Raw genomic sequence first — 14601 nt, forward strand, 5'->3', positions numbered from 1 at the left:
ATTTTTAAAATAATATTTTTTTCAATATAGGTATATAAAAAAATAAAACACATGAAAAAAGTTTCTCATTTCTCATGTGATGTTTTTTTATTTATAAAAATAAAAATTGAATTTGGTACTGATGGTCGGACTCGAACCGACATGAGCTTGAACTCGTTTGATTTTGAGTCAAATGCGTATACCAATTTCGCCACACCAGCTTATTTTATATAATCCGTTTGTAATTTTTAATAATTCTAATTATAATTCTATTATATCATAAGAACAATAATAATAAAATGTAAATTTAAAATAATTTATCAGACATAAATTTATAAACTTTATTTCTGATATTTTAGTTTATTGTTGAAATTGACTATGATAAAGACTATGATAAACTCCTTTTAGTTCTAATAGTTCTTCGTGTTTGCCTTGTTCAATAATAAATCCGCTTTTCAAAACTACAATAACATCAGAGTTAACAATTGTAGACAGACGATGCGCAATAACAAAAGAAGTTTTGTTGGCGCATAATTTTTGAATAGATTTTTGACAAATTATTTCCATTTGTGTATCAATAGTAGAAGTAGCTTCATCTAAAATTAAAATAGAAGGATCGCGTAACAAAGTCCTAGTTATCGTAATTAATTGTTTTTCTCCTTGAGATAAATTATCTAATTCTTCATTAATAATTGTTTGATAACCTTTATCTTTAAACATAATAAAATCATGAATTTTAGTTTGTTTAGCTATTTCTATGACTTCTTCATCTGTTTTGTCTTCACTACCATATTTAATATTTTCTAGAATAGTGCCTTTAAACAACCAAACATCTTGTAGAACTAAACCTAAAATTTGTCTTAAATATTTTTTGTTAAAGTCTCTAATGTCTATTCCATCAATAGTTATAGAACCTTCATCGATTTCATAAAATCTAGTTAAAAGATTGATTAAAGTTGTTTTTCCTGAACCAGTAGAACCTACAATAGCTACTTTTTGATTTTTATGAATATTTAAATTAATATTTTTGATTATAGGTTTATCTTTTGAATAGCCAAAAGAAACATTAGAAAAAGTTACTGCTCCTTCGATTTTATTTAAAGATAAATCTTTTTGATTAAAATCTTTTTCTTCGTCTTCGTATAAAAAATCAAAAACTTTTTTAATAGCGGCTTTAGTGGATTGAGTAATAACAAAAAAATGACTTAAATCGTTAATAGGATTGCCTAGACGCCAAACAAATTGTATAAAAGCTTCAAACATACCTAATTGAATAGCTACAAAGCCTAAATTTTTAAGTAAATTTGGAATGTTAGCGTTATTAGGATCAGGAGATATCAAAAAATATCCTAAAATAATAACAATAGTTTGTATGATATATGTAAAAGAATTAACAATAGGAATTGCTAAGCTAGATACAAAATTAGATTTGAAAATCATCTTAGATAAATCTTGATTAATATTTTGAAATTCTTTAAAAACATTTTCTTGTTGATTATATAAAATGATTTCTTTTTGACCGTTGAATTTTTCTTGTAAAAATCCATTATATTCAGATGTTTTATCAAATCTTTGAATAAAAATATGACGTGATTTCTTGTTAATAACGAAAATAACCATAAATGAAAAAGGTATCATCAAAGAAATAACTAAACCAAAAGAAAGGTTTATATACAACATATAAATGAATAACATTGTTATATGAAAAAAAGAATAAATTATAGAAGCAAAAGTTTGTTGTAAACCATTGGAAATAATATCAACATTGTTAGTCATTTTATTCATAATATCTCCAACAGTATTTTGGTCAAAATAATGAATAGGTAATCTATTGATTTTAGCATAAATATCTTGGCGCATATTTTTAATACCTGTATGAATAGAGGTTATTAAAAATTTATTATAAATGAATTTTCCGACAGCACATAAAAAATAAAATAAAAAATTTAAAATTAAAATTTTATTAATTTTAGAATTATATGTTTCTATATTGTCATGGTTTTTTGAATTAATGATATCTAATACTTTGCCTTCAAAGATTGGGATATAACATTGAAAAGCAGAAATAATAAAAATTAAAAAAATACTAAATATTATTCGTGTTTTAAAAGGTTTTAAGTATTTAAATATTTTCAGCATTTTATAAAACCTCTTTTATTTTTTGGGATGAAGCAATATTTTGATATACAGGGCATGTTATTATTAATTCTTTATGCTTTCCAATGCTTACTATTTTACCTTCATCTAAAACAACAATTTTATCAGCATTCAAAATAGAATTTAATCTTTGCGCTACTATCAATACAATAGCTGTTTTGTTTTTTTCAAAAAAAACTTTTCTAATAGCTAAATCTGTTTCATAATCTAAAGCGGAAAAAGAATCATCAAAAATATAAACATCCGGTTGTTTTAGTAAAACCCTTGTAATGGAAAGTCTTTGTTTTTGACCACCAGATAAATTTAAACCTAATTCACTTACTGGTTCTTCTAACTTAGCATTTTTATTTTGGATGAACTGGTAAGATTGAGCTATTTTAGCTTTTTCTAACATTTCATCAGCATCAGCATTTTCTTTACCAAATAATAAATTACTATAAATAGTGCCTTTGAATAAAATATTTTGTTGAGATACAAAACCAATTTTACTTCTTAAATTGTGAACTTCATAATTTTTAATATCTATGCCGTTAATCTCTATAACTCCTTTAATAGGATCGATTAAACGAGGAATTAAATTCATTAAAGTAGTTTTTCCAGAACCTGTTTTTCCTACAAAAGCAACTACCTCTGATTTATTTAATTGTAAATTAATATTTTCTAAAACTAAATGATTATTATTAGGATATTGATAATAAACATTTTTAAATTCTAATGTGTTAATAGTTTGTAATTTTTCAGGTTGAATTAAATAATTTGTTACAGAAGGTTTAATATTAAATAAATATTGAATTTTTTCTAAAGCAATCAAAGTTTTAGGAAACATCATGAATAATAATAAAAAATTTAAAATTGCATTTAAAATAAGAACGTTATAAATAATACAAATATATAAATCGCCCATTTGAGTTTTGTTTTTAAAAATAATAACAGAACCAATTTTAAGAGTAATAAGAATAGAAATATTTAATAATAAGTAAAAAAATGGTTCAATAGAAAGAACTGAAGTAAATAATTTAATTGCTAAGTTTTTAAAATGCGAATTTGTTTTTTCGAAATTTTTTTCTTCATTTTTTTCTTGGTTTAAACTTCTAATTATTTTAACTCCTGTTATAGAAGCCCTAATTTTATAATTCATTTCTTCTAATTTTGTATGTTGCTGTATTGATAAAAGGTAATTTTTTTTAATAATTAAAACTAAAAGAATTACAAAACAAGGAACTATAAATATAATTCCGTACCCTAATGTAGGGTTTATATTATTAATAATAATGAAACACGAAACTACAACGATAGGGGTAACAATAAAAGTTTTATAAAAAGTAATAACAAAATTAATTATTTGATAAACATTATAAGTGATTCTACTAACTATTGCTGAAACACCTAATTGTTGCATTTCTATAAAAGAAAAAGTTTGTATTTTTTTAAATAAATCAGTACTTAAATCTTTAAAAATTAAAGATGCTACTTTAGAAATACAAAAATTAACAATTAAATTACCGCAAATAATAAAAAAAACCATCAAACATAAAAGTAAAAAAATAGTTATAAACTTTGCATCATCGGTATGTTTAACGATTTTTGTTCCTACAAGATAGGGTATAGATAGCTCTCCGCAAATAATTAATAAAAAAGAAAAAATATTCAATGAAAGAAGCGTTTTGTATTTAAAAATGTATTTCGAAATTAATTTCATATGATTTATTAGTAAAAAATACTTTCTTTTTAAGATATTGAAAATAAATCCAAATTTTAGATAAACTAAAAAATTATATTTTATCAATATTTATTAAATATTTTAACATTTTTTTATTATTTTTGCAACCTAATAAAAAATAATAAAAAAATTTTCTTTCCAATGCAATAATGTTGGAAAGAAAACTATTATACTTTTGTAAATTTTATCTTAAATTTGTGTTAAAAAATTTCTTAAAAAGAATTATTATCTGTAAATGTAGGTAATCCTTTTTTTTCTTTCACAGAAGCAACAGCAGCTCCAGTAGTTACCAACATGGAAGCGATAGAAGCTGAATTTAAAATAGCTTGTTTTGTTACTTTAGTAGGATCAACGATTCCTGTTTTAAATAAATCAACATGCTCACCTGTATTAGCGTTAAATCCAAAACCTTCTTTTTGTTTTAATTGTTCTTTTATAATTGAATCTCCGTCGAAACCTGCATTTTCAGCAATTTGATAAGTAGGAATTATTAAACTATCTAAAACAACATTAATCCCTTTTTGAATATCTGGTATTGAGCTTGTTAATGTTTCTTTTAATTCTTTATAAATTTCTATTAAAGTTTTACCACCACCAGCTAAAATACCTTCTGTTACAGCTGCTTGAGTAGCGTTTAAAGCATCTTCGATTCTTAATTTTTGTTCTTTTAATTCTGTTTCTGTCGCGGCACCTACTTTAATAACTGCAACTCCTCCTGATAATTTAGCTAAACGAGATTTTAAATTTGTTAATTCATGATCATTAGCTGTATGTGAAATATGACTTTCGATTTCTTGAATTCTTTTTGCTAAATCAGGGCTTTTAGAAGCTCCTATCAAAACAGTATTATCTTGTTTAATAATTGCTTTTTTAATTTTTCCTAAATCTTCGATTTTAACATTTTGTAATTTAATATTTAAATCTTTTGAGATAAAATTAGCTTGAGTTAAAACAGCAATGTCTTTTAATAATTCTTTTTGATTATCACCAAAACCTGGCGCTTCGGTAATAGCAATATTTAAAGCTCCATGAAATTTATTTAATGCTAAAATATTAATTACGTCATTATCAAATGAATTAGCAATAATTAACAAAGGATTTGATTTATCTTTAACCATTTCTAATAAATTACTAATTTCATTAATATTATTAATTTTATGATCAGTAATTAAAATTAATGCTTGATCTAATTCAACAGACATATTAGCTAAATTATTAACAAAAATGCTGGATAAATAACCTTTATCATATTGCATCCCTTCAACAACTTCTAATTCTGTTTCTAATCCTTTAGATTCTCCTATAGTTATAACACCTTTTTCAGTAACTTTATCCATAGCAGAAACTATAATTTTTCCTATTTCTTCGCTTCCAGAAGAAATTGTAGCAATATTAGCTATTTCTTCTTGTGTAGAAATTGGTTTAGATTTTTTTAAAATATTTTCTATTACTTTGTTCGAAGCTTGAAGAATCCCTTTTTTAATTAAAGTAGATTTAAAACCAGAATTGACAAAACTAAAACCTTTTTGAATCATGCTTTGGGCTAAAACAATTGCTGTTGTTGTACCGTCTCCTGCATTATCATTAGTTTTTGTTGCTGCTTCGCGAACTAATTGAGCTCCCATATTTTGAAAAGGTTCTGATAATTCTATTTCTTTAGCGATTGTAACTCCATCATTAACAATTAAAGGTAAACCATGATTTTTTTCTAAAGCAACATTATTACCTTTAGGCCCTAAAGTAAGTTTAACAACATTTGCTAAAGCATCAACGCCCTTTAAAATTTCTTTTCTAGATTCTTTGTCAAAAAGAACTAATTTATCTGCCATTTTAAACAATCTCCTTTTTTCTAGAATTTTTGTAATATTTTTTATTTATTTAAATTAATAACGCAATTATTTCTTATTTAAATTAATAACGCAATTATTTCTTCGTTTTTTAAGATCAAATAATCTTTATCTTTAATTGTAATTTTAGTACCTGAATAACTTTTATAAACCACTTCAACATTAGGTTTTATTTCTTTAGATACTTCAGGTCCACAACTTAAAACAATGCCAGTGCAATTTTGTTCTGTTTTTTGATCATCTAATCTTAAAATAATACCACTTTGGCTTTTATTGTCTTCTTTTTTATATGTTAATACAACATAATCATTTAAAGGTTTAATCAAAATAATCATTCCTTTCTAAATATTATTCAAAAAATCAATGTATTATAATAAATTTTAAATAAAAATTTATGTATTTTTTTAGATCTATATTTGAAATTAAAATATTCAATGAATACATAAATATACTAATATATTATACATTAATTTGTTTAAAAAAATAACTAATAAACTTTAAAAAAATAATTTTATATGAACTTGCAGCACTAATAATAAACAGGTATAAAATTAAAATGTAAGATGTTGTTGTGCATAGAAAAGCTTTTATAAGAACTATTAAATTTGTAAGAAATGCTTAGTGCTTAGGCAAGTATATTTTGATAATTGATTATCAAAATCTCCTAAACATAATTAGTTTGATAAAATATTTTTTTTAATTAGAGGAATAAATACGGATGAAAAAGATGCAGCATTCAAAGATACAGTAGTTTAATAAATTACTTATTGGTAGTATGAAAATGTGATTTCATCACTATTTTGGTACGGCGCTGACATCATTAAAATGAAAATTGGAACTTTAAATTAATGTTTTTTTAATGTTTTTTAGACTATGTAAAATATATATATATGTTTGTTAAAGACTTTTTGAAGTCATGTTCCTTTGTTTGAAATATGTTTATTTTTTTGAGATATTAAAAAAAAGATATTATATAAGACATTTATTAGTTATAGAATATATGATTTTAAATACTCTATTTTTAAAATACCCAAATAAATAGAGCTACTTAATCTATTAGTATATTACTTTGAATAAATAGACTTTAATGTGATCATTTAACGATGATTTTATTGAGAAGTCTACAATATTGGAATTATTTTTTTATATATATTAAAAATTTTATTTAATTTTGTTCTTTTTAAAAGAATATTTATGTGTTAACTTTTCTTTATCGTTATACTCTTTTATTCGATTTATTTTATTACTTTTATTTTTAGAACTATAAACATAAGTAATATGTTTCAATATTTTACCTAACGAAGTATATTCAAATACTTGGGTTATATAATTGTTATCTATATCAAAGCACACTTCTTGTATTAAACCTTCATCAGGAAATGGTTTGGTTTGATTTATCAAATTGCCTTTTGAATCATATACAACGCCTTCATTCATAATTCCTTTTTTATCATATTTACGTATAAAATGTATTTGATTACTATTATAATAATATTCAATTATTTTTTTTAATTTTCCATTAGGGTAGAATGTTTTTTGAGATAATATACAATTATTGCTTCTTTTTTTATTAATATTGAGATTATTTTGAAGAGAAACAGTAATAGTATATTCTTTATCATTAGTATCAGAATAAGCTAATAATATTTTGTTGTTGACAATAATATACAACATTATTATAATAATCGTCTTTTTTATTCTATTTAATATATAAATTAAACTAAAAAACATATTTTGATGGAGCCATACTTTCTTATTAATTTCAATTTTTGATTTATATCGAAAGAAATTAAAAAATTCAATATAAATGTTTTTGATAATCAAAAATATAAAATAATTATAATATTTTTTTAAGATTTGAAATGAATTTTTTGTTTCGTATAATTAAATTTAAAAAACTATTCTATTCCTTTATTTTTAATACAACTTTTATCTTTAAAATCTTTCAAATTATTTTTTAAGATTTAAAATTAAGTTTATAATTTCATATCTTTTTAAACTAAAAAAATATTTTTTTAATATTTTATTTGTTCATATATATAATACTAGATAAAAAAATTTAAAAATACTGTAACTAAAATTTAATTTTTTTTATATATTATATCACTTTTATTTAGAAAAATAATATGATAAAGACACCTTTTTAGAAGATTAAGTATTTAAAAAAATTATTTATCTTAGATGTTGAAAATATATGAAGTAGTGATAAATAATTCAATTTAGCTAAAAGCTATTTTTTTGATTTTAAAAAGAAGGAAAGTGATTGATTATTTTTTTTATTTTTCTATATTAAATGTTTAAAAAATAAAAAGTGTCTAAAGCTTTAGAACGCTTCAAAATTAGTAAAACATATTTTATTTATAAATTATAAATATTTTACTTATATTCAGACAAGTAACTATTATGTTTAAATAAATTGAACTTAAATTATTTATTTAAAAATAATAAATGATTTAAATTTTGTATTATATAGCTTTTTTATTAAATATTTGTAATAAAAAATATTTTTTAATTTTTTTAATTTTTTTTATTGTAAAATGAATATGTATTAATATATATTAAAATATTTATACGATTTTCATATTTTTTTGAAGTTAATTAAATTATTTAAATTAAATTTATAAATATAAGATGGAAAGAGTTATAGAGACTTAATGAAAATGAAACAAACAAATAAAAAAATGAATGTTAAAATTTCTATATTTTTATTTTTTGTTTTTATGATTTTATTTTTTAATAATATTGCTTTAATAAGTGCTATCACAGAAAAAGAATTAGCTCCAGATATTACAGTTAAATCATTAGGAGAAATAACTAGAGAAATTAATAAAAGACCAGAAGATCAGATTTTAGACGTATTGGAAGATAAAAATAAAAATTTGAAAATAGATAAACTGCTTGTAAGTATAAAAGATGATAATAAAAAAGCCGATATTAGTGTTGCAGATGGTAATACTTATTATAAAAAAGACACGGGAAAAGCAGTAGAAGTTAGTTTTGTTTTTAAAAAAACGAAATTATCCGAAGTATTTGCTAATCAAAAGTTAGGCGAAATAAAGTTATCTTCAAAAAATAAAAAAGATTTTTTATCTGAGGATCTTTTAAATAAAATATTAGAAAAAAATCCGCAACAAGATTCGAGCAAAAAAGAATATTTTAGACAAAAGTTAATTTCGTCTTTGAAAAATGCTGATTTGAAAAAAGGACAATTTAAAGTTCAAGCTAAAACAGATGGAATTGATCCTTCAGTTTATGAAGGTGAAGTAGATTTTACTTACAGTTATTATTTTGATTTGGCTAATTTCATAAATCCTTTAGATGAGTTAAAAGTTAGTTTGCCTCAAGGCAAAACAAAATTAAACAAAAAAGTGTTTGAAGACAATGTGCGTCAATATGTAAAAAGCAAAATACCAAAAGATTTAACATTATTGAAAGATACTGACATTATAATTGATGGTATTAATCCAGAAATAACAGATGATTCTGAACATAAACAAGGAAAATTTAATCTTTCAATCAATAATTCTTTAAATAATTCTTTAATTAAAGGTCAATTGGCAAACTTAAAATGGATACAAGTTGAAACTTCAACTTCATTCGAAAACTCTGGTAAAGTAGACGAATTAAAACCGTCGACAGAACTTAAAAAAGATTCAGAACCTAAAACAGATTCAGATGCTGAAGATGTTACTAAACAAGTTAAAGAAGATAACAAAGATAAAAGAAGTAATGCAACATGGTTGATTTCTTTGGGAATTGCTTTAGTTATAGCAACATTAGCTTGTATAGGTTATTATGTATATAATCAAAAGAATAAAAAATTAGAATAAAATTTTGTTATAAAATATTTGATAAATCGAATAATTTAAATATAGATTATTCGATTTTTTTATTTATTATTCTTTTGAAACTAAATTATATATTTTTATAATTAAAATAATTATATATTTTTATAATTAAAATAAATATTTAAATTTTTTTCAAAAAATATTTATTTTAATTATAAATTATGTTAAAATTAATTGTAGTTTTTTTATGTAGGTAGAAATGCTTATTTTTAATTTTTATGTTTGGAGGGGTAGCGAAGTGGCTAAACGCATCAGTCTGTAAAACTGCTCCGTAATAGGTACGATGGTTCGAATCCATCCCTCTCCACCATTAAATTTATTTCTTTGAAAACTGAAGATGATATTTTATAAAAAATTTTAATTAAACATTTTAATTTCATTTAATATGAAATTAAAAATAAAACGAAGAGTTTGATCCTGGCTCAGGATGAACGCTGGCGGCGTGCCTAATACATGCAAGTCGAACGGAAACCCCTCAAAAGGTTTTAGTGGCGAACGGGTGAGTAACACGTAAGTAACCTACCTTTAAGACGAGGATAACAACTGGAAACGGTTGCTAAGACTGGATAGGAAACAGAAAGGCATCTTTTTGTTTTTAAAAGACCTTCTTCGAAGGTATGCTTAAAGATGGGCTTGCGCCACATTAGTTAGTTGGTAGGGTAATGGCCTACCAAGACGATGATGTGTAGCTGGACTGAGAGGTTGAACAGCCACATTGGGACTGAGACACGGCCCAAACTCCTACGGGAGGCAGCAGTAGGGAATTTTCGGCAATGGAGGAAACTCTGACCGAGCAACGCCGCGTGAATGATGAAGTATTTCGGTATGTAAAGTTCTTTTATTGAAGAAGAAAAAATAATGGAAAAATTATCTTGACGTTATTCAATGAATAAGCCCCGGCTAACTATGTGCCAGCAGCCGCGGTAAGACATAGGGGGCGAGCGTTATCCGGAATTATTGGGCGTAAAGGGTGCGTAGGCGGTTAGGAAAGTCTATAATTTAATTTCAGTGCTTAACGCTGTCTTGTTATAGAAACTACCTTGACTAGAGTCAGATAGAGGCAAGCGGAATTCCATGTGTAGCGGTAAAATGTGTAAATATATGGAGGAACACCAGAAGCGTAGGCGGCTTGCTGGGTCTTGACTGACGCTGAGGCACGAAAGCGTGGGTAGCAAACAGGATTAGATACCCTGGTAGTCCACGCCGTAAACGATGAGTACTAAGTGTCGGGATAAAACTCGGTACTGAAGTTAACACATTAAGTACTCCGCCTGAGTAGTACGTACGCAAGTATGAAACTTAAAGGAATTGACGGGACTCCGCACAAGCGGTGGATCATGTTGTTTAATTCGAAGATACACGAAAAATCTTACCAGGTCTTGACATGCTCTGCAAAGCTATAGAAATATAGTGGAGGTTATCAGGGACACAGGTGGTGCATGGTTGTCGTCAGTTCGTGTCGTGAGATGTTAGGTTAAGTCCTAAAACGAACGCAACCCTTGTCGTTAATTGCCAGCACGTAATGGTGGGGACTTTAGCGAGACTGCCAATTAAAAATTGGAGGAAGGTGAGGATTACGTCAAATCATCATGCCCCTTATGATCTGGGCTACAAACGTGATACAATGGCTGTTACAAAGAGCAGCTGAAGCGCGAGTTTTTAGCAAATCTCAAAAAAGCAGTCTCAGTTCGGATTGAAGTCTGTAACTCGACTTCATGAAGTTGGAATCGCTAGTAATCGCGAATCAGCATGTCGCGGTGAATACGTTCTCGGGGTTTGTACACACCGCCCGTCAAACCACGAAAGTTAGCAATACTCGAAAGCAGTGGCTTAACTTCGAAAGAAGAGGGAGCTGTCTAAGGTAGGGTTGATGATTGGGGTTAAGTCGTAACAAGGTATCCCTACCGGAAGGTGGGGATGGATCACCTCCTTTCTAAGGATAATAAATAAAAATCATCATCTTCAGTTTTGAAAGACTTAAATTGTTAAGTTTTTCTTTTTTTAAGCGCCAAAGGGCCTATAGCTCAGTTGGTTAGAGCACACGCCTGATAAGCGTGAGGTCGGTGGTTCAAGTCCATTTAGGCCCACCATGATTAAAAACAGGTCCTGCTTAAAAGAAAGTTCTTTGAAAAGTAGATAAATATAACTCTATAATTCTTAATAAAATTGAAGAAAGTAAGGGCGTACAGTGGATGCCTTGGCACTAAGAGCCGATGAAGGACGCAATTAACGGCGATACACCATGGGGAGTTGTAAATAAATGGAGATCCATGGGTTTCCGAATGGGGCAACCTACTACAATAAACTTGTAGTTTTTTGATTTAATTATCAAAAAGGGAACGCAGTGAACTGAAATATCTAAGTAACTGCAGGAAAAGAAAGTAATAACGATTCCGTCAGTAGCGACGAGCGAACATGGAACAGCCTTGGATACTAATTACTAGTTACAAAATAAAAAACAACTTGAAGTTTTTGGAAAGAAACACCATAGAAGGTGATAGTCCTGTAAGGGAAAGTTTTTTATCTAGAGTATCCTATAAAGTACGGCAAGACACGAGAAATCTGGTTGGAAGACGGGAGGACCATCTCCCAAGGCTAAATACTTCTTAGTGACCGATAGTGAACTAGTACCGTGAGGGAAAGGTGAAAAGAACCCCGGGAGGGGAGTGAAATAGATCCTGAAACTGTATGCCTACAATTAGTCAGAGCTCGTTAAGGAGTGATGGCTTGCCTTTTGCAGAATGAACCGGCGAGTTATGATATAGAGCAAGGTTAAGTTTGAAGGAACGGAGCCATAGCGAAAGCGAGTCTTAAAAGGGCGTTTAGTTGTATGTCATAGACCCGAAACTGAAGTGAGCTAGCCATGAGCAGGTTGAAGTGTGATTAATCTCACATGGAGGACCGAACCAGGATACGTTGAAAAGTATTTGGATGACTTGTGGCTAGGGGTGAAATTCCAATCGAACTCAGAGATAGCTGGTTCTCCCCGAAATAGCTTTAGGGCTAGCGTTGATTTTAAAATTTTCATGAAGGTAGAGCACTAAATGAGTGATGGCTTCATCTCGGGGTACTGAACTCAATTAAACTCCGAATGTCATGAAAAATAATCAGCAGTCAGACTGTGGGTGATAAGGTCCATGGTCAAAAGGGAAAGAGCCCAGACCGTCAGCTAAGGTCCCCAAATTAATGTTAAGTGGAAAAGGAAGTGGAGACGTTAAAACAGCTAGGAAGTTGGCTTAGAAGCAGCCATCTTTTAAAGAGTGCGTAATAGCTCACTAGTCTAATGACTTCGCACCGAAAATTTATCGGGGCTCAAACATTATACCGAAGCTACGGATACTAACTTTAATGTTAGATATGGTAGGGGAAGCGTTCTGATGTCAGTGAAGCCATAGCGGAAGCAGTGGTGGAGAAATCAGAAGTGAGAATGCCGGTGTAAGTAACGAAAAGATAGGCGAGAATCCTATCCGTCGAAAACCCAAGGTTTCCAGGGGCAGGTTCGTCCGCCCTGGGTTAGTCAGGTCCTAAGGCGAGGTAGAAATACGTAGTCGATGGCAAGCAGGCGAAAATTCCTGCACTAAAAAAACAACTGATGGAGGGACAAAGCAGGCTAGGCATGCCCTTTATATGGATTAGGGTTGAAGGATCGAGTTTGAGAAGACAGGTAAATCCGTTTTCTTATTCCAAAAAATGAGATTCGAAGGTAAGATGACCGAAGTCATACTTTCAAGAAAAGCTTCTAGGGTTAATTGTTTTTTTACCTGTACCGTAAACCGACACAGGTGGGATGGTAGAGTATACTAAGACGCGCGAGAAAACTCTTGTTAAGGAACTCGGCAAAATTGCTCCGTAACTTAGGGATAAGGAGAACTTTTGCGTAAAAAGTAAAAGTCACAGAAAAGAAGCCCAAGCGACTGTTTATCAAAAACATAGGTCTCTGCTAAACCGTAAGGTGATGTATAGGGGCTGATGCCTGCCCGGTGCTGGAAGATTAAGAGGGGATGTTCGGGTTAAACCAAAGCATTGAATTGAAGTCCCAGTGAACGGCGGCCGTAACTATAACGGTCCTAAGGTAGCGAAATTCCTTGTCGGGTAAATTCCGACCCGCACGAAAGGCATAACGATTTGGGCGCTGTCTCAACAAGAGTCTCGGTGAAATCAAATTATCGGTGAAAATGCCGATTACCCGCGACAGGACGAAAAGACCCCATGGAGCTTTACTGTAGCTTAATATTGAATTTGAGAAATCGATGTACAGCATAGGTGGGAGACGGAGAACTTTAGACGCCAGTTTAGAGGGAGTCACCTTTGGGATACCACCCTTTGATTTTTTATGTTCTAACCTGCGTAAGTGTATTACGAGGGACAGTGTTTGGTGGGCAGTTTGACTGGGGCGGTCGCCTCCTAAAGAGTAACGGAGGCGTTCATAAGGTTCCCTCAAAATGGTCGGAAATCATTTAGAGAGCGTAAAGGCATAAGGGAGCTTGACTGCGAGACCTACAAGTCGAGCAGAGACGAAAGTCGGACTTAGTGATCTTACGATACCGTATGGAAGGGTCGTAACTCAACGGATAAAAGCTACCCTGGGGATAACAGGCTTATCGCTTCCGAGCGTTCACAGCGACGAAGCGGTTTGGCACCTCGATGTCGGCTCATCGCATCCTGGAGCTGGAGAAGGTTCCAAGGGTTGGGCTGTTCGCCCATTAAAGCGGAACGCGAGCTGGGTTCAGAACGTCGTGAGACAGTTCGGTCTCTATCCGTCGTGGGCGTTGGAAATTTGAAAAGAGCTGTCCCTAGTATGAGAAGACCGGGATGGATGTACCTCTGGTGTTTCAGTTGGTTCGCCAGGACCACAGCTGAGTAGCTATGTATGGAAAGGATAAACACTGAAAGCATCTAAGTGTGAAGCCTCCTTTAAGATGAGATTTCCCTATGAGATCCCTGAAAGACTATCAGGTTGATAGGTCAGAGGTGTAAGAAGAGTGATCTTTTAAGCTGACTGATACTAATAGATCCATTGACTTTGATTTTATAAAAGAATTAAAAAAGT

At 29.2% G+C, this 14601-nt stretch carries 6 protein-coding genes, 3 tRNA genes and 2 rRNA genes; 5 read left to right on the plus strand and 6 right to left on the minus strand.

Going from position 1 to position 14601, the window contains the following annotated elements:
- Positions 1–113: 113 nt before the first annotated feature.
- From Q2306_RS00340 to Q2306_RS00365, 6 genes are all read right to left on the minus strand, one after another.
- Positions 114–200: transfer RNA gene (locus Q2306_RS00340), tRNA-Leu, on the minus strand.
- A 139-nt stretch (positions 201–339) separates the two neighbouring features.
- On the minus strand, positions 340–2118 hold the full coding sequence (locus tag Q2306_RS00345) for an ABC transporter ATP-binding protein (protein WP_323847780.1): 1779 nt from the start codon (positions 2116–2118) through the stop codon (positions 340–342).
- A 1-nt stretch (position 2119) separates the two neighbouring features.
- Positions 2120–3787, minus strand: coding sequence for an ABC transporter ATP-binding protein (locus tag Q2306_RS00350; protein ID WP_323847781.1), 1668 nt, complete (start codon positions 3785–3787; stop codon positions 2120–2122).
- Positions 3788–4068: 281 nt separating this feature from the next.
- Positions 4069–5685, minus strand: a complete 1617-nt coding sequence (groL, locus tag Q2306_RS00355; RefSeq protein ID WP_323847782.1) for a chaperonin GroEL — start codon at positions 5683–5685, stop codon at positions 4069–4071.
- Positions 5686–5762: 77 nt separating this feature from the next.
- Entirely contained in the window at positions 5763–6038 is a 276-nt protein-coding gene (locus Q2306_RS00360) for a co-chaperone GroES (RefSeq protein ID WP_323847783.1), read from the minus strand.
- Positions 6039–6864: 826 nt separating this feature from the next.
- Positions 6865–7377 (minus strand): hypothetical protein, encoded by a 513-nt coding sequence (locus Q2306_RS00365; protein WP_323847784.1) that lies wholly within the window; start codon positions 7375–7377, stop codon positions 6865–6867.
- Positions 7378–8357: 980 nt separating this feature from the next.
- Here Q2306_RS00365 and Q2306_RS00370 point away from each other — a divergent pair.
- From Q2306_RS00370 to Q2306_RS00390, 5 genes are all read left to right on the plus strand, one after another.
- Positions 8358–9533, plus strand: a complete 1176-nt coding sequence (locus Q2306_RS00370; protein WP_323847785.1) for a hypothetical protein — start codon at positions 8358–8360, stop codon at positions 9531–9533.
- A 242-nt stretch (positions 9534–9775) separates the two neighbouring features.
- Positions 9776–9861, plus strand: a tRNA-Tyr gene (locus tag Q2306_RS00375).
- A gap of 89 nt (positions 9862–9950) precedes the next feature.
- Positions 9951–11484, plus strand: a 16S ribosomal RNA gene (locus Q2306_RS00380).
- Positions 11485–11564: 80 nt separating this feature from the next.
- A tRNA-Ile gene (locus Q2306_RS00385) sits at positions 11565–11641 on the plus strand.
- Between the two features lie 75 nt (positions 11642–11716).
- Positions 11717–14581, plus strand: a 23S ribosomal RNA gene (locus Q2306_RS00390).
- Together the 16S and 23S rRNA genes with 2 tRNA genes alongside form the textbook arrangement of a ribosomal RNA operon.
- Positions 14582–14601 lie beyond the last annotated feature (20 nt).

The organism is Phytoplasma sp., assembly GCF_035187685.1.
GTDB lineage: Bacteria > Bacillota_I > Bacilli_A > Acholeplasmatales > Acholeplasmataceae > Phytoplasma.